At 66.9% G+C, this 18,383-nt stretch carries 7 protein-coding genes; 2 read left to right on the top strand and 5 right to left on the bottom strand.

Annotated elements, in window-relative coordinates; translation table 11 throughout:
* Window positions 1–137: 137 nt before the first annotated feature.
* Entirely contained in the window at window positions 138–2,408 is a 2,271-nt protein-coding gene (locus KBX46_RS20740) for a hypothetical protein (protein WP_210793728.1), read from the top strand.
* Window positions 2,408–11,410, top strand: a complete 9,003-nt coding sequence (locus KBX46_RS20745) for a hypothetical protein (protein WP_210793729.1) — start codon at window positions 2,408–2,410, stop codon at window positions 11,408–11,410. The genes KBX46_RS20740 and KBX46_RS20745 overlap by 1 nt, the downstream gene beginning before the upstream one ends.
* Window positions 11,411–11,460: 50 nt before the next feature.
* Here the strand turns inward: KBX46_RS20745 and KBX46_RS20750 are convergent, their stop codons facing one another.
* The 5 genes from KBX46_RS20750 to KBX46_RS20770 form a co-directional block, all read right to left on the bottom strand.
* Window positions 11,461–12,489 carry a CE1758 family FMN-dependent luciferase-like monooxygenase gene (locus KBX46_RS20750; RefSeq protein ID WP_210793730.1) on the bottom strand — a complete coding sequence of 343 codons (1,029 nt, stop codon included), beginning with the start codon at window positions 12,487–12,489 and terminating at the stop codon, window positions 11,461–11,463.
* Between the two features lie 48 nt (window positions 12,490–12,537).
* Window positions 12,538–13,731 carry a zf-HC2 domain-containing protein gene (locus KBX46_RS20755; RefSeq protein WP_210793731.1) on the bottom strand — a complete coding sequence of 398 codons (1,194 nt, stop codon included), beginning with the start codon at window positions 13,729–13,731 and terminating at the stop codon, window positions 12,538–12,540.
* A gap of 181 nt (window positions 13,732–13,912) precedes the next feature.
* Window positions 13,913–15,718, bottom strand: a complete 1,806-nt coding sequence (locus tag KBX46_RS20760; protein WP_210793732.1) for a S8 family serine peptidase — start codon at window positions 15,716–15,718, stop codon at window positions 13,913–13,915.
* 155 nt (window positions 15,719–15,873) lie between these two features.
* Complete coding sequence (locus tag KBX46_RS20765; protein WP_210793733.1) at window positions 15,874–16,623, bottom strand: zf-HC2 domain-containing protein; 750 nt, start codon at window positions 16,621–16,623, stop codon at window positions 15,874–15,876.
* Between the two features lie 37 nt (window positions 16,624–16,660).
* Window positions 16,661–18,316 (bottom strand): RICIN domain-containing protein, encoded by a 1,656-nt coding sequence (locus KBX46_RS20770; protein ID WP_210793734.1) that lies wholly within the window; start codon window positions 18,314–18,316, stop codon window positions 16,661–16,663.
* Window positions 18,317–18,383 lie beyond the last annotated feature (67 nt).

Genomic DNA, 18,383 nt, shown 5'->3' on the forward strand with positions numbered 1-18,383 from the left:
CCTCGTCCGCCCGGCTCCTGGACGACGACCCGGAGATCGGGCCGGCCGTGGTGGGTGTCGCGTGAAGAGAGGACTTGCTGGTGTCCCTGTGACAGGACGACCGTCGACCATGACCGGCGGAGTGGAAGAGGTGCGGCGTGGAAGTGCTGGCGGACTGCCCTGAATGGTTCACCCTGGCCGGGCTCGGCGTGTTCGTGTACCAAAATGAGCCGGTACGGTCGCCCTCCGGCACAGTCTTGGACGGGAACAACTCGGGCTCGAGGGTGATCGACAGTCAGGTGTACGACCTGGCCAGGCAGACCCGGCCCCCGGCTGGTGTCGCGTTGATCATTCCCGACCAACCCTCCGAAAGCCTTCGTGCCTATCTACACGGTCTGGTAGCCGCCGATGGTCAGCTGGTGGTGGTCCCGTTCTCGTCCAGGACCTTCGGGCTCCTGGATCTGACCGGCGCCGTCAGGCTGCAGGACCGCTTGGGCATCGTGATGGGCGTGCCGGGAAGTGCCGTCGGCGAGGGCGCGCCGACGGTCCCGGAGGGCCGTCTCGTGCCGATCGAATCGGCAGAAAAGCTTGGTACGACCGGTAGGTCAGCTACCGCCTACCGCCTGCTGCCCGACGCGCTGGTGGCGAACCGCCAAAAGCTTGGGGAGTTGACCACGGGGACCCAACCACCGTCCGTGGCCAAGTTGGCCAGCTATTCCGCGACCGGTGGGAGCCCGACAGCCGGCGGCGACGGCTTCGTAGCGGGCGATCTCACGCCTCTGGCCGGCGTGTACTACGCGACCTTCGGCGACCTGCCACAGCTGCCCCTCGCGGAACTGCTCGCCTCCACGAGCCCGCTGTCCCGAACGGGCCTGAACGCCGCCCTCGGCTGGGAGCCGCGGCCCATGCCTCTGGCGAACGTGCTGCGGGAGTTCAAGTCGGGTCGGGCGTCCGCCGCACTGGTTCACGCCTCTTCCGAGAGTCGTACGGCGGGGTCGCTCTGGATGGTGATGGACCACGCCGGGAGGCTGGGGTGGGCGAACGGAACACAGCCGGTCGCTTCGGTGGTCTTGGACGGGGCTGTCGACGAGAGGGCAGCCAGCCTGGAGGACCCACACAGCGAATTCGTGCTCGTCGGGCCGGAGGGATTGCCGTACGGGCCGGAACTGCCGCCCGAGCCGACGTGGACGCCGCGGCTGTCGGCCAACGCCCGACGAAGGGGCGACACGATTCTGCTCGGCCCGGACGGGCCGTACGCCGCGACCAAGGAGATCATGGCGAAACTCGCCAGCCATGACGGCCCGGTCGTCCTGGTCAACGTCCGCCGCGGCGTACGGTCCAAGCACGGGTCCACCCTGGACGAACTCACCGCCAACAGCCTGCATCACGTCTTGGAGAAGAACCCCGCCATCAGCGTGGTCGTCGCCACGGAGGACAACGACCAACTGAAATCGATCGTTGTCAACCAGCACGGCCGGTCATCGGTGCAACCGACGATGCTTGGCTTCGAGAGGTTCTGGGCTGTGGAGGGGCCCCGGTCGAGCTACCCGGAGCAATACCAGAGCCTCACCGGAGGTGCGTTGGCGCGAGCCGTGGCGCTTGCCGACAAGCCAAAAGCTGGTCCCTCGGATCTGGTGGCAGGTCTCATCAACCAGCCGACGTGGAAAGGCGTCGAGTCATACCTGGAGCAGCACTCGTCCGAGCTGCTCACGCGTGAGGTCCTGCGGGAGTTGACTCATCTGGTCTCAGTGAGCGCGGCCAATGGCGAGCGGCCGTCCCGGTTTGGCGTCGGGCAGGTCAAAGACCATCCCTTCTATCGGCCGAATCTGACCCTGGAGGCGCACCGGGCCTTGATCGAGCAGGGGTTGCGGGCGAAGGAAGACCCGGAACTTGGCGGTGAGCGTCCGTTGGAACCGCAGCACGCCTCGCTCATGGATGCGATTGAACCGCACACCCAGACGGCCGACCCCAGTTTGTTCCTCGGTTATCTCACCTCGCGCCCCCTGGACGCGGCCCGCCTCGGCCAACCGGTCGGCGACTATGTGACGGGCCTCCTGTGGTTGCGGGAATTGCTGCAGGCCACGAGAAATCCCGAAGTAACGAAGGTTCACCTCGCTGACGTGCTGGCGGTGGTGAGAGCCAAGGGGGAACTTGAGGGGGAGCGGGCGGCCCGCCGTCCGGGCCAGCCCGAGATCTTCCGCGCGCACGCCGCCATGGTGGCGGTGATCGCCGATTTCGAACGTGTAGGCAGAGCCCCGGCCGGTTGGCGCGAGCGACTCAAGGCCACTGACTGTCTCACGGGCACTGATCGCGTCTTCTGGCACTTCATGATCAGTAATGTCTTTGTGCCGATGTTTCCGGAGGGCAAAGCGGAGCTGAGGAGCATACGGGAATTCATGGCCGCATGTCACGATAAGGCTGGTGTCTGATGCCTGGCACCTTCACTCCGCCAATCTGCTTCAACGGTTTCACACCGGTCGCTTCCGGCATCTACCTCAGGCTCGAACGCACCCTCACGGACGTGCCTCCCCACGTTCGAGGTGTGCAGCCAATCGCCGGCTTGGTGCAGGCACACATGCACCAGGACGCACTGGGCGCGCAGAGCGTGCGAGCGGCATTACGGCTCCAGGGGCCGTCGGCTGTCGCTCGCCTATCGGTGAGCCTTCCCCCGGAATTCAGTAGAACCATCAGCCGCGAGGCGGCGTTGTCCGCCGTCGACCATTTCGGCGTGTACCTCGATCTGCCGGAACGGTCCGATCTGGTCGATCCGGCCGACGACCGGTTTCTACCCATCAACACCCAGCGCAGCGTCACCAGTTCGGCTTCCGCGACCGGTGTCCGGCTGATACCTCAGGCGCATCTGCTGGCAGACCTCACCGCAGCTGTGGATAGTCAGGCAGCCAGCGCCTATGAGCCGATGCGCGGTCAATTGCGACTGGCGGCCGACACCGTCGAGATCGGCGCACCGCGTGCGGTGGCCGTCGCGCTGCCGCCATGGGCTGCGGACCCGCCGTCCGCGCTCGGCGCGCCGATGGCCGTCAAAACCTACGCCGAGTTGATGTCGCATCTTGATGGGCTCGCAAAGTGGCAGCAGGCGAAGGTCACCGCCATCGCTTCCGGGCGCACGCACGAAGTGTCCGTGAGGATGCACCCGTGGGGATTGGAGGCATCGGCGCCGCTGCCTAGGCGTCCGGACTCCATCTCGGTATCACTTCCGGACCCTGCGCTGTCGGAGCGGGAACTAGCCTGGCTCGATGGCGTGGCCGTGGCCATCAGAGAGAAGCTCGCCGGCGCGAACGTGTCGCCTGACGACAATGGCTTCAAGGCGGTGGACAGCTTAATCGAAGGTCTACGTGAGGAGTTCGCCGACGCCCGAAAAGCCCGGGAGTTGCCGAACAAACCTGTCACTGATGTCATCTTCGAGGCGGATCACAGCACCCTGCAGAAGTGGCAGCAGGAAGGTGAAAACGCGGCCCGGTCGTTCGAGAATAAGGCGAGCGGCACGGCTGACCCGGAGAGACGAGCCGAATACTTCCTCCGCAGCGTTTTGCACCGTGATTTTTGGGTCGAGATCCAGGCGCTGGAGGCTGCTCGGCAGGGAACAGACAGTAGTCGACCGAGCGTCGAGCAGGACATCCATCCTGTCGAGGCGGGCCACGGTGAATCCATACCACTGACCCGGATGCACTCCACGCCATCGACCGCTGCCGCGCGCCACCAGTTTATCCCGATGGTCCGGGCGATTCTCGAGCCATCGGCGGCTCAGGTCACCGAAGAGCATATCGCGACTCTGACGTCGTACGCCAAGGAGGCGTACGAAAATCGCACCGAGGGCGAACCTGTAGGGCTGGACTCACTGCGCCGACGGCACGGATACGCCATTCTCAAGCAAGACCTCGCAGGGGCGCGGAAGCGGACGGGCGAGAGAGGCAGCATCGAGCGTAAAGTGGCGAGATATATCAATGGGGTAAAACCCGAGGCGACCGATGATCGAAGGCACGAGCTGCTGAGGCTCGCTCTGCACCTGCTCGTCAATGTACCGAACCTCACCGGGGCGCAGTACGAAACAGCAATCAAGAATTTGGACGTCTTCCTCGACTGGGCCCAGCCTCGTTACTCCAAGACGCATTTAGACAACGTTCCGCCCGGCCCCCTGCCGCTGGATATGTTGGAGAAGTTGATTCATGGCAAGCTGGGTGGCGAAGCCTCCTTGAATTTGCGGGACGTGGGGCGCATCGCCGAGGAGAGGAACGCTCGGCGGGCCTGGTGGGAGGAAAAACCTCTCTTGCCGAAGCGGCTGATCTCCCTGGCCGGGAGTTCGCCAGGATTTGGCAAGGTAACGCAACCTGTCTCCGCCAGGCATACGAAACGGATCACGGGAAAACTGGAAAACGGTGACTCGGCGCAAGAGCGCAACCGGGAGGTGAAGGCACTTCGCGCCCGGCTGGAGGCGGCAAGCCCCCCGGTGAGCATCTTTGACGCGGACCTCGAACGACTGGTCGCGATCCGGCGCCGGCTCTACACCAAATCGTGGGATCGCCGCTACACCCCCATGGGCCTGTTCCACTACCAGCAGATGGCACGGGAGCTGCTGGGCCATGACGAGGTGACCCCGGACGTGCTGCGGGACCTCGCCGACCTGTCGCGCCCCGAGTCCCGCTTGCGCATCGGCGGCGTCGACCAACCATTCAATCATCGACAGATCCGGCAGGATCTCGCCAACAAGGCGCTCAAGAAGTGGCGGCCCGGCACGGAGAAGCCCGGCCCCAGACCAGTCCTGGGGGACGGCGGTCGGGATTACAGCCGGATGGTGACCGCTTTCCACACTATCGAATTGGGCCCGTTCGTGTCCGATTTGACCGCTTGGATCAACCAGTCTGTGCCGTTCAGCGGTAATCAGATCACCGAGGATGTCGTCAAACGTAAGATCACGTCTCTTTTTGGTCAGACGCTCGATGACGGCACACCACTGGAGATTACCGTCGATGGCAGGATCTACGATATCCGGCTCTGGGCGATTCCGATCCGGGACCCGGAGGTTGAGCCCGAAAGCCTTCCCGGCAAGAGCGGCCTGTTCGAGGGCGCGCTGGAAGGCCGCACCTACAGCTTTCTCGAATCGGCAAACTCGGAGATGCAGACGCGGTCGACGTACTTCGACGGCGGTCCAGCCCATCGATACCTGTTAGGCGTCCGGGCCGACACGACGGTGACCTATGGTCACACCAGCGGTTCTGGGAAGCGGGCTCTCAGCAGCACCACCAAGGCCAAGTACCAGCAAGTCCGAATCAAGGAGAAACTGGGATGGGTGACCCTTGATGTGAACTGGGCGCTGCGCGTTCAGGAGCGCAGGACATACCACCGCAAGCGCGACGCCGCGTCCGAGTTCGTGGGCGTGCCGACCGTAGTCAATGCTGTTCGGGAGGGCACCCTCACCAAGGACGAAGAGGGCGGTCGGTGGATCCAGCGCATCTTCACGGACAGCGAGGGGAGACCGGTCACGAATAAGATTCGATACGCGGTGCCGGAGTTTAGTCTGCCCTATTCGAAAGAGCAGAGCGAAAGCGATGAGCTGAAGGCGAAGACTGACGCTGATTACGGGAGAAAGATCCCGATCAGTGATCCGAGCGATTTCGAGGTGTGGAGCATGGATCATGCCGTCACCCGGATCCAACTCGCGGACCAGGTGATCGCCTCCGTCCGGAATATTCTGAAGCCCGCGGATTACGCGTTCTGGAAAACCCACCTTGAGCGATACCTGTCCAACGATGAGCTTGCCCTGCACTTCCAGAATCTTCTGCGCCCCAAGGACGAACGCGGCTACCAGCAGACGTTCCGAGTGCTACTCGAGAGCAACGGTCGTCGCCTCAGCTTGAGCCTCGGTGCCAAGGACAACAAGCCAATCACGAGCCTCACCAAGATCAGTCAGGTGAGCAAAAGCGGGGAGACCCGGATCGACCGGGTGGTGGCCTCCGTGCTCAGGACCCAGGTCACTCTGAACAACGACTCCGCGCACCGTGCCACGGCGAACGAGTTGGTGCGGCTCTGGAGCTCTCGGGTGGCTCGGCTCGGCGGGCGCATCCAGAAGCCCTTCGGCAACAGAGTCGGCCAGTTCAGCCAGCAGAGGCGGACTTTCACCACCCGTGCCGTTCGGGTCGTGAACAACCTGCAGGTGGCGGCGATCGACTTCGACCTAGAGCTGAGAATTCACCATCACCGCGACAAGGACCTGATGGCCGGTCGCCCTAGGCACGTCCCCTACGAGGACCACGAGAATGTGTCGGGCTTCGCGCACGTCCTGGTGCACAAGGACAAGTTCGCGAAGGTAAGCACCCCAAGCGCCGTCACGCCTTCATCCAGTAAGCCCAAGCCCGACGAGACCGCTGCTGCCGCGGGTAAGTCGGAGAAGGCGACGAGCTCCCCTGCCCCCAGCTGGTGGAACCCTGGCGCCGGCTGGGGCCTGACGATGGACGTCGTCGAGCGTCTGGAAGGCGTTGAAGGTCTCTATAACGCGATCGTTCCGCCTTTGGTCAACGGAGGGCACCTTCCCAAGGTGGCGAACACCGCACGTGACGGAGCCACGGAGCCGTGGGACATCTTGCAGAAGCTGCCGGTAACCGGCGAGCTGGAAAATAATCCCGGCCTGGACTATCGGAACTGGCAGACGCTCATTCGTGAGCTGTCGGAGGACAATCTCTTGTCCAGGGCGGACGATGTGATGGACTCCAGGCTGAACGGCCGTGGTCTCGTCTGGATCTTCAGGCATCCCGATTCGCCGGTCCGCATGGAAAATGCCCTCACCGTTGCCCTGACGGCCGAAACCCTCCGCTCCTCTTACAAGGGGCAGACCGATTACGAGCTGCAGTACGGTCATATGAATACGGAGACGACCACCATCAAGGACGCCAAGGTCTCGGCCCGGGAAGGTGGAATTTCCGCCGGCGCGGGCGGGAGCAAGGGTGGCGCTTCGATGCAGGGCACACTAAACGCCCAGTATAGCTCCAGAGAGTCCGAGAACGTCGGACGGACGCAGTCCAGCTCGGTGCTCTCCGACACCGACGGCCAAAAGATGAAAAGCCGGAGTTTCGAGGTGAAAATTCGGTGGCACTGGGCGGTCAAACCCGCGGGTAATGCCGCCGACCAAGTGGAATCCGACACAGTTGACGCAAAGGTCCTCATCCTGCAGCCGGACAAACTCAACGACACCGGAGACACCAAAGGCTTAGACAGGCTCGTCATCGAACCCGGCTCAGGAAGCGTTCCGCCGATGACCACCGAGAACCTGTCGGTTGCATTCATGGAGCGCGCCATGAAAGATCCGAATGCCCAGTCTCCGATAACCAGAATGAACGCCACCGCCTACACCGTACTCGGAACCTTTGCTGCGGAGAAGCTGCAGGACGCGATGGCGCAGGCGATCACGGACGAGCGCAGGCGGATATTTTCGGACGGGGTGCGCGGGCGGGTCGCTCGGGCTCAGGAAAAACTGGGGCCAGATCCGGAGGCACAGGCGCAGCAGTTGGATTCGTTTCTGTCGAATGCGATGAGCCGGCAGGCCTACAAGGGCTTCCTGCTCAGGGCGTTGACGGGGGCGAGCGTGGCGATACCGGTCGGCGACGAGGCGGCGGGTCTGACCGCCGCACTGGTGGGGACTCCAGAGATCGTGAAAGTGTGGAAGCCCTACTCGCAGCAGGTCACCGAAGCCCAGGATGGCAAGGAGGCCGGTGCGGATAACCTGTGGCAGGCAGGGTTCGGGGTCGGTGGATTCATCGGAAAGAGCGGCTTGAAACCCGTTTCCGAAGACGCCCCGAAGAGCGACGCTGGAAACAGTGAGTTGGTAGTCGGAACCGGCGCCGGTGCCCGGGTGAAGGGGAGGGGAAAGGTAGCCGTCAAGTCGAACACGGTGGGTAAGTATTCGGGCCTGTTCCAGGACGCCTCGGGTGTGATCGTCCGTTCTGCGGTAGTCCACCGGGTCCAGGTGGGCAAAACCGTGAAATGGGTGGCGGGCGAGGTGCTGTTGAACATGAAGACGACAGACGTGATCCCGTACGCCAGTCTCTTCACCAACGCCCACGTTATTGCCGACCAGATAGCAGAAGCGAAATCGACCGCGCCGCCGCCGGCCACCCTGACGACTGCGGTGAGGTCGTCCAGTGGTCAAAGGCACTGGTCCCACGGGGTGACGGTGTGGCAGATGCTGCTCAGTGGTAGCAACGAGCAGACAGGCGTTGGTCCGCTCGTCACGGCGTTGGCGAAGGCGGCGGAGCCGTTCAAATCCAACGGGCTCGCCAACTACGTCACCTCGGTGCCTGCCATCGTGAATCCCTTTATGGGGAAGGCACTCGACGGTGGCATGTCCCAGTCCTACGTCGATGACGATCAACGAACGTTCCAGATAACGTTGAGTGCTGAACAGGTGGGCCAGGCCACGGGCAGTCATGACAGCGGTAGCGGCACCAAGTCCTACACCCGTGGAAACGACGCACTCAACGAAACCCGCCGCTTCACCAGCGCGAACGCTCTGGTCGGCAGTTTGGGCGGGCTGGGCCAGCCGTCTCAGCCCGAAGAGGGCGACACGGCGGAGGGGTTCGACTTTGGGTTTGTGGCTGGTTCCGTACAGGGCGGAGTCAGCCGGGGCGCCGGCCGCAGTGACACTCACGGCTCGAACCTGCTGACCATGGCAGGTGTGCGCGCCAACAACCTGACCGGTTACTCCCAGAAAGTGAAGTTCTTTGGCTCGATCAAGGAGACCACACACAGCACGACGGCAACACTGAAGAACATTTTCGGCGCGAGTCTGGAACCCCAGCCCTTCGATGTCACCGTTGAGCTCATCGTCAGCGAACCCACTGGCGGCTCCACCACCCTGGGAGCAGATCGGCCCCGTCCTGAATTCGGTCTGAGCCAGACACTCCCGCAGACCGCGCAGGTCGTCTCCATACGCGGGCTCGGTGCGATGCACACGGCAATCTCGTCGGCCGGCCTCGGCCGGCGCGGGACGTTGAAGGACACCAGTAATCAACTCAACTACGAGACGTTGCCCAAGAATCTGGGGGCGATGCTCACGGATGAGGGCGCCCGGTTCCGATCGCTGTCGACAGCGATTGCGGACCTTGACCCTGGACCCAGAGGCTTCATTGTGAAGGCCCGCTTCGCCGAGGTTGAAGACCTTTACTGGGTGGAGAAGGCAGAGATCGAGAAGTACAACCACGGCACCGATATCGTCAGCCACGGCGCCACCGACAACCGGCGGTCCAATTTCACCGTGGCGCTCACAGTCGCCGCCCCGACGGATCCCGTTAACTGGGTCGGAGGCACCGTGTCCGGCGGTAAGCAGCGAGGCGCGACCCGCGGTACCGATCAGACGCGTTCGAACGAACACCGGGCGTGGCTGCGTACGAGCACGGCCCTGTTCGTCGTGCACGCCCGGTTGCAGTACGAGGTCGAGTGGCCTGGGAAGCGCGATGTGCACAAGATTCCGGCGATCGGGTACACCGACATCGTCGTGTCGAAGGCGGATGCTCGGGCTCTGGGAATTCCGGACAAGGCACTGGCGGCCGTGATACCGGCAAAGAACCGGGCCAAGGAATTTCCCGACTATGCGGGAGGCAGCGCTGCACATCCTGACAATCCGTCCGCAGCTTCTCTCTCAACCGCCGGTCGGCTCCACCGCTCGCTCCGGCAGGCGGAGGCGGGCCTGCACGCGATCCGTCCTCCCGCCGACGTGAGCCGGGTGGACATCACCAACAGACCCTTGGTGGCGGACGGCGCCCACGCCGACCCGAAGGGCAAGAGGCCCGCATCTGGTCCCCCCGTCGTGTGGTACGAACTCGTGCGCAGCGACAAGGAGTTGGTCTTCGTCCTGCGGGTGCACCTGACCGGAGACCCAGTCGCCGTGTCGGAGGTCAAGAAGCTGACGACGAAGGGGGTGCAGTCTCACCTCAACGAGCCCGGACACCAACTGCCGATGGCCGACCGTCAACTTCGGGTCGAGGTGCAGTTCGTCGATGCCGGGCAGGCGCACCTGATAAGGCCGGTGGTTTCACCGACGGCTGAAGTGGACGAGGGCTGGGCATGGGGTCAATCCCCGGCGTTCTACGCGCACGAGGTGCTGCGTTCCATCGGCGCGGCCGACCATCAACCCCCGAACGGCAAGGAGCCGGCGGGCGCGCAGATGAAGGTCCGTCCTGCGGACCTCCAGCAGATCATGGACATCCTGGAGCCAATGTGGCCGTGGCGCGATGTTCCCGGGGCCGCACTACACGGCCTCCGTGCGGGCGACGGCGACCTCAGCCCGGCACCGGAGTGGCTGCAAGCGTCTCTCGCCCCGATCATGCGGCCGTACGCGGACATACCGAACCTGCTCAGTGACAGTTCGGCGCCCGGTGCCCGGGCGGTGCCTCCGCCGAAGGCCCTCCGGGCCATCGCGGGCCTGGACTCGAACTCAAACCAGTACTTCGTATGGCTCGGCACGGCGCGTGACGGGCTGGTGGACCGACCCGTGTTCGAGTGGCTGAACGAGCGGTTGGAACAACTCGCCCAAGCCGGCAAGACACCCATCGTGGTGACCAGTGGTGGGGGCGCCACCGCCGATGTGTCCGGCAGCTCGAAGAGTGTCGGGAAGCTCAGCCTGACAAAGCTGCTCAGCACGTACGGCGTCGCTCTCGTGCACCAGGTGCCACAGACTTCCGGCGGGCTCTCTGGGGCGAGCTTCGACAACAGCTGGAAGGTCCGCGGAGCCAACTCCGCAGCGGTGACCGCCGAGAGGGCGGGGGCCACCTGGTCGGATATCGATTCGACGTTGGTCGAAGCCGCGCGCGGCCTGACCCAACCGGCCGTCGAGCGCGTACCCGAGGAGTTCGGCGCGCTGGTGTGGGGTGCGCAGGGCGTACGCGAGCGGTTCGACCTGCTGCGGTCGCGCCCGGACCTGGCGAACGCGGCGCACAGAGAACTGGCCGCCGAGATGGCCGAGCGGGTCCCGGCCAGCATGAACGTCGCACTGGTCAAACCCCTGCTGAGCTTCGGCCCGGACGAGGATGTGGTGGTCCAGTTCACGGAGGCCGCGCCGGAAGTGCGGCCGTATGCGCTGCTGCAGGCGGTCGCTCGACTGGACGAAGCGGGCAAGCTGAAGGGCCCGCAGGGCTCCGCCGGGGCCACCGGCGACTTCGTCGATCTGGTCCAGGCGGTCCGTCTGGGCGCGAATGAGGTGGAGCACAAACAGTTCGACTTCACCGTTTCTCTGCTCAGGACCATCGGCCAGATCAAGGCGGGCAACTTCAACGACGCGACCGATTTCATCACCGCCAACCGCGGACGGCTGGAACCGGGCCAAAAGAACATCTGGGTCGACGCGCTCGCGGAACTCAAGGGCTCTATGGATGCTGCGGAAGGCGCCCGCCTCCAGAAGGTGCTTGCGGCGGTATACGAGTGCTGAGCGGGCGCCCCGCGGCCGGCGTGGCGGCGGGGCGCCCTACGAGCGGCGGATCACCGCGGGCGAGGGCCGCCCGCGAGTTCGCGCCGCAGCACGGGCAGCACCTCGGCACCGAGGATGTCCAGTTGCTCCAGCACCGTGCTCACCGGCAACCCGGCGTGGTCGATCAGGAAGAGCTGACGGTGATAGTCACCGACGTACTCGCGGTAACCGAGAACCGCGTCGATGACCTGCTGCGGGCTCCCCACCGTCATCGGTGTGGTGTTCATGTGCTCCTCCAGGGAGGGCCCGTGGCCGTAGAGGGGCGCGTTGTCGAAGTACGGCCGGAACTCCCGGACCGCATCCTGTGACCTCGGCCGGACGAAGACATGCCCGCCGAGTCCGACGACCGCCTGCTCGGCGGTGCCGTGGCCGTGCGCGGCGTACCGCTCGCGAAAGGTCTGCACCAGTCGGGCCGTGTGCTGCCAGGGCCACATGATGTGGTTGGCGAAGAAGCCATCGCCGTGGGCGGCTGCCAGCTCCGCGGTCTCCTCGCTGGACACCGACGCGTGCCAGACGAACGGCGGATGGCCCGCGAGCGGCCGCGGCACCGCCGTGAAACCCCGCAGCGGCGTACGGAACTCGCCGGACCAGTCGACGGTGTCCTCGTCCCACAGCCGGCGCAGCAGCCGGTAGTTCTCGGTCGCCAGCCGGCGACTGTCGTCGGGGTCGCGGCCGAACCACGAATACACCGGACCGAAGATGCCCCGGCCGAGCATGAGGTCCAGCCGGCCGCCGCACAGATGCTGCACCGTCGCGTAATCCTCGGCCAGCCGGACCGGATCGTTCGTGGTGATCAGAGCCGTTGCCGTGGAGAGCAGTATCCGGCTCGTCCGTGCGGCCAGGTAGCCCAGCAGCACAGCCGGCGCCGACACGGCGTACGTCGGGGTGTGGTGCTCGCCGACGGCGAAGACGTCGAACCCGGCTGCCTCGGCGTGTTCGGCGATCCGTGCCGTGCTGAGTAGCCGCTCGTGAACCGTTGGCGCTCGGCCCGTCACCGGGTCGGGGGTGCGGTCGCCGAGACTGTAGACACCGATCTGCATACCCCCCAGACGAACGGGGCCGGTGACCGGTTCAGATCGTGGCCCGGCTCATCCGCCGGGGGTGGCCGGCGCACCGGCGTCGCGGGGCAGGTATGCCGTGACGACGATCCGGGTGCCGCGGGTGACGGCGAAGTGGGAGAGATCAGCGATGCCGACGGGTAGTTCACCGTCAAGCTCCTGCACGCCGGCGCGGCCGGTCCAGTTGACCACTGGTCGCTGCCGGCCGTCGAAGGTGTAGCCGTAGAGCCGGTAGCCGGTGCCCTCGGTCAGGCCGCTCAGGGTGGCCCGCACGGTGACCCGGTCGCGTTCTTCGGTCAGGAAGACGGACAGGTTAGCGCCAGAGTCCCGGTCCGTCGCCGAGGCGACGGCGGTACGGACGATGTTCGTCTGCACTCCCGGGGCCGGCGGGGCGAGTAGCGCCCTCGCGGAGATTCCGGCCACCGTGAGGGCGGCCATGAGCAGGGCGCCCAGGCCCGCGAAAGTAACGGCACGCCGGGACAGGAGGCGCTTCCGTCGGACACGCTGACCGTCGTCCGGATGCGCGATGCCCGGCGCTCGGTCGAAGCCGCGTTGGGCGGGATGCGTGACGGGCCGTCGGGCGGTCCGCGTCGGCAAGGGTACGGCCGTCGGCGTGGTCTGCTCCTGAACGGGCGAGGGCTTTTCAACCAGCGTGGCCGGCGGGGGTGCGGCCGGGGGTGCGACCCGTGGCAGCGCGACGGCTGGGGGTGCGACGGCTGGGGGTGCGACCCGTGGCAGCGCGACGGCTGGGGGTGCGGTCCGTGGCGGTGCGACGGGTGGGGGTGTGACCGGTGCCGGTGCCACCCGCTGCTGCGGTGGCTCCCTGCGCCCGAGGTCCGGCCCAGCGGGGGCAGACGCCTCCCCGGTGGCCGTCTCGGCACCCGTACCGCCGCGCCGCAGTCGGAACCGGCGTCGGTCGGTCTCCTGGGCCTCTCTGCCCGGCTGGCCGGCCGGCTCCTGCGGCGCGAACCGCGCCGGAAAGGCCGCCGGCACCGCCGCCCCCAGCGCCCCGTAGCGGTTGAGCAGGTGATCCCTGTCGTCGCTGAGCAGGGCCAGCGCGGCGAGCGTCTCGCACACCTCGGTCGCCGCAGCCCGGCACTGCTGGCACGACTGGAGATGGTGGCCGACCTGCTCCGCACTACGCCGGTCGAGCGCGTCGAGGTGGTAGAGAGCCAGCAGGTCCGCCACATGGGCTTCCGTACCGGAGACTTCTTCCACCTGCATCAGACCCTCGGTTCACCGACTTTCCACCAGTAATGCTTGAAACGTGCCCTGGCGACGCGCGGTTCACGTCGGCCGCGACAAACCCAGCAGCACCACTCGTTGCGCTGGGTCAGCTTGGCGGACGGGGTGCCGGGGGTCGCGCGGCAGCATCACCCCCGCCGGCGGCCCCGAGCGGGTGTCGTCACGGTGCGTCTGGACGCTGCCGGGGCGACCTGGCTCCGATCGATGCCTTCGGCAGTGCCACGGTCTCGGCCCGGGTTCCCGGCCCGTCGCTGGCCACTGACGCCGTGCTGTCGGCTTGTTCTTCGTCCGGGTTCAGCTTCCCGCCGTCCGAGGGCGGTGGGTCGCCGACCGTTCGCCGGGAGACCGACGGCGCCCGTGGCGTGGAGGCCGGAGGAAGAGCGCCGCCGCGAACCGGCGGCGCGGCGGTCACCGGCCCGGGGCCGTCGTCGTCACCGTCGTTCTCAGTGTCGTCGCGCAGCAGCCGGCGGATCCGGAACACGAGCAGCACCGCTGCCGCGAGCGCGACCAGCGCCACGATGGCCAGCAACGCCGACCGTCCGCCGGAGCTGCCGGAGGTGAGCCGTCCGCCCGATTCCCGCCCCGGTGAGGCCACCTCGGCCTCCTCGGGCAGCACCTTCGTGACCGCAGCGGCGGCATTGATCATGCCCCAGCCGTACCGGCCGTCGGGCTGTGCGCCGTCGCCCATCTTGTCCGACGTCACCTGGAGACGATGGGCGACCTGCTCCGGGCTCAGGTCCGGGTACGCGGCCCGGACCAGCGCGACGGCGCCGGCGACAAAGGCCACCGCGTACTGGGTGCCGCTACCCGCGACGGCGCCGACCCCGGTGATCCCGACACTGCTCACGTTGACGCCCGGGGCGACCACGTCGATGCCGCCACCGCGATAGTCGGCGGCTCGCTGGCCGTCGACTGCCACACCACCCACGCGCAGCACACCGGGGCCGATCTCCGCGCCCGGGTTGACCGGTACCGAAGCACGTGCAGCGCCGATCACCACGACGACGTCCCGGGCCACCGCCTCCATGATCGCCTTGGCCACCTCGGGCTTGCTCGTGTCGACGAAGTTGCCCAGCGCGATGACTGTCGCGCCCGCCTCGACGGTGGCCTCGATGGCCGCAGCAGAGTCGGCCGGCTGGGCCTTGGCGTCGTTGCCCACGACCCGGACCGGCATCACCGTGGCGTCGGGGGCGACGCCCTTGACGTCACTGCCGTTGGTGGACTGCCCAACCACCAGACCGGCCATCGCGGTGCCCGAGCCGAGGCAGTCCGTGTCGCCGCGGCCGCTGCCGCTGGTGATGTCCATGCCGACGGCCACGTGACCACTGAGCGTCGGCAGGCTGCCGTCCACACCGGAGTCGACGATCGCCACGAGCTGCCCCTTGCCGCGGCTCTGCGGCCAGGCCTGGTCGGCGGCCAGGCGCAAGCTCGCCCAGTCGGAGCGACTGCTCGACGCCGCCGTGGTCGCACACTGCCCCGCCTTCGCGCGGGGCTGCGTCGGTGCCTTGCTCGGGACCGCAGCCGCGCCGGAGACCCGCTCCGGCGGGATGGTGGGCCGCGCCTTGGCGGTGGGCGTGGCCTTGGCCTTGCCGGGCAGCGGTTTGACCGGCGCGGCCGGCGCCTTGTCGGGCAGCACTCCGTACTTGACGCCCTCGCCGACGGCGTCCCAGGGCAGCACCAGCAGCCACCCGGCTCGCAACTGGCCCGGTTCCTTGAGGGTGGCGCCGTCAGGTTGCCGGCGGCCGGTGTTGAGGTTGCGGATCTCGACGGACCGCGCCCCGTCGCCGAGGAACCGGGCGGCGATGCTGGTGAGGTTCTCCGGTTCTCCCTGGTACGACGACGTGACGGCGTAGAACTTGACGTATTCGTCGGCGGCCGAAGCCGGGCTCACGGCTCCGACGATCAGAGCCACCATGACGAACACCGCGAGGCAGGCACCACGTGCCGACCGGGTGATCCAGAACATTCTCTACTTCCCTTTGTCGTCGCCCAGGGCGGATCTGCACACACGACGGCCGAGACGGCATCGTGGTTCACGGCCGGAGGCAATCTGCGGCGGCATCGCGATCCCTTCGTGCCACGCCGCCCTCCGGCGCTCAACAGGTGCGAAGGCGGCGTGCCTCAGCGCGGTGTCGTGGACGTGGCTCGGGGAAGGTGCACCGTGACCGACGGCGCGCCGTTCGCCACGCTGATCGTCACGAAGACCAGGTCGCCCAGCGCCACCGGCAGGTCACCGGAGACCTCCTGCACCGTGTCGGTGCTGGTCCATGACGCGATTTCGCGCGTCTGGCCGTCGAGCGTCACCGCGTACAGCTGGTAGCCGGTGCCGGCGCGCAGGCCGGTGACCGTGACCCGCACGTGCACTCCGCTGTCGGTCTCCGACGCGAACACCGAGGCCGCCGCGCCGGTGCGGGGCTCACTCCCGCTCGCCGCGACCGTCACCACCTCCGGCCCGGCCTCGTCACTCACCTGATCCAGAACGAAGAGGGCGCCGAAGCCGACGAACAGCACCACCGCTAGCGCAAGACCGGCCCGCACCAGCGCGAGCCGCTGCCGCCGGGGGCGCGGCTGCCGCCCGGGCCCGACGGACATCGGACGCCCGCCGGCCGGACGAACCGAGCCCGAGCCGCCACGGCGGGCAGCGGGCGCCGCCGGTCGGGTGACCGGCGACGCCTCCTCGACAGCCACGTCGTCGCTGAGCAGCGCGAGGGCGGCGACGACTTCGCACACCTCGCGGGCCGTCACCCGACACTGCGCGCAGTCGCGCAGGTGCCGGTCGACGGCGTCGCTGTCGGCGCGATCGAGGACACCCATGTAGTGCGGACCCAGCAGGTCCGTCACATGGTCGCCCAGGGCGGGTAGGTCCGGCACGCCGCTCAGCTTCCCGGCTCGCCGTGCCCGGCCGGCGTCACTGCTTTACAAATCGCCACTTCTGGTCTCTCTGGGTGTCCTGACGGTCAAACTGTTGGATCCAGTATCCGTTCCAGGTGGTGCCGTTGTCCCTCGTCGGCCCGATGTCCACGCCCAGCAGCTCCATCACAAAGCCCGAGCGGCGGTTGGTCATGACCACGTTCCCGGCGCCGACGTCCTCCAGCAGCCACTGCTGATTCTCGTCGTTGTCGTCACGTTCGTACACCGCCATCTTCGACCCCTTCTGCAGGGAACGGTCCTGCACGGACAGGGCCATGTTGTTCCACTCGCTCGTGATGATGACGTGCCGCCTGTCCGGCGCCGGGTAGAGCTTCCAGCGCTGGTCCTTGTACCCCTCGTCCTTCCACAGCTGGACCCGGCTACCGGGCTGCGTGTTCTGGTTGATGCCAGGGAGCTCCACGATCGACTGGGCCCACGGGCTGTCCAGGCGGTACGTGGCACCCGCCTCGTACGCGAACAGCTTCGGGCCCTGGGGCTTCTCACTGGGCTTCGCGGACGGCCTGGTGCTCGGCGAGGCCTGGACGGTCCGGCTCGCCGACGGCGTGGGGCTCGGCTTCACGGTGGGGCTCGGCTTCGTCACGGGGACGGAAAGCCGGTTGTCCTTCTCGTACTCGGCGACGTGCGCCGGAACCTGGTCGGCCAACTGGGTGACGTTGACGCGGGGCAGGCCGGCCGCCCGCCGCACCGGGTCGATTCCCCACTGGTACGCGCTCAGCGCCAGTCGATACGGGTCCTCGCCGTTGAGCTCGGACAGTTGCTGCGCCATGTCGCACATGGCGATACCGAGTGCGGGGATCGCGTCCGCGGGCCGCCACACCGACGTTCCCTCGCCCGGCTGGTACTGCTCCCACATCGTGGGCGTGAACTGGGCGACACCCTGACGGTCCGACGTGCGCTTGTTCACGTCGAAGTCGGACAGTGTCCGCAACTGTGCCGCGATCCGGGCCGGCGTGATCTGCGGGCAGACCTTTCCGGCGACCTGGATCGGTTGGACCAGAGCGTCGGGCACCTTGACCTCGCCGGCCGTCCCGGAAGCGGCCGACTGGGTTACCGCCTTCTCGGAGAACTGCGGCTGCTCGGCGTACCAGGCCGCGTACGCCTTCACCTTGTCGACGTAGGGCTTGGCGTCTTTCGGGACGCCGCGGGCGTCGAGCACCGCCTTGACTCCGGTCTGCTCCGCGGCGAGGGCGGCCGGCCAGAGGTCTCCATCGATGTCGGCGGAGCGCAGATGGCCCACGTTCTCGCAGGTCCGGTGACCCAGCGCGATGATGTTTGCCCGCCGGTCGGCGCGACTGGCATCGGACGAGGGCCGCCACTTCTCCCACGCCGCCTGGTCGAGACCGGCGATCATGTCGGGGCTGCTCTTGAAGCCGGACGCCGCCATGATCTGCGCGGCGAGCTTCGGCGGATTGAGGGCGGGGCAGGACAGGGCTGCCTCCACGATGGCGGGCACGTCACCGTCCGGAACCGGCTCGCCGACCAGCTTGTCCGGGTCCGCAGTGGCGGCCAGTTCGAAACCGACGGCCCCGGACGCCAGGATGACGCCGACCAGGGCGACGATCTCGACGCGCTTACGCGTCGACGAGATGAGCCGTCGCCACGGGCGGCGCTGGCCACTTGCGGTTGCTTTCATCGACTCACTCTTACGCTCAGTGGGTGTGGGCACGTGTCGTGCACATGACGGCCGGGCAGCTACCCCG

The sequence above is a fragment of the Micromonospora sp. C81 genome (assembly GCF_018070425.1).
GTDB classification, from domain to species: Bacteria; Actinomycetota; Actinomycetes; order Mycobacteriales; family Micromonosporaceae; genus Micromonospora; species Micromonospora zamorensis.

Excerpts from the sequence above, each read along its gene's own strand:
- KBX46_RS20750 (WP_210793730.1), bottom strand. The coding sequence starts at position 12,489 with ATGCAGATCGGTGTCTACAGTCTCGGCGACCGCACCCCCGACCCGGTG.
- KBX46_RS20770 (WP_210793734.1), bottom strand. The coding sequence starts at position 18,316 with ATGAAAGCAACCGCAAGTGGCCAGCGCCGCCCGTGGCGACGGCTCATC.
- KBX46_RS20755 (WP_210793731.1), bottom strand. The coding sequence starts at position 13,731 with ATGCAGGTGGAAGAAGTCTCCGGTACGGAAGCCCATGTGGCGGACCTG.
- KBX46_RS20760 (WP_210793732.1), bottom strand. The coding sequence starts at position 15,718 with ATGTTCTGGATCACCCGGTCGGCACGTGGTGCCTGCCTCGCGGTGTTC.
- KBX46_RS20745 (WP_210793729.1), top strand. The coding sequence starts at position 2,408 with ATGCCTGGCACCTTCACTCCGCCAATCTGCTTCAACGGTTTCACACCG.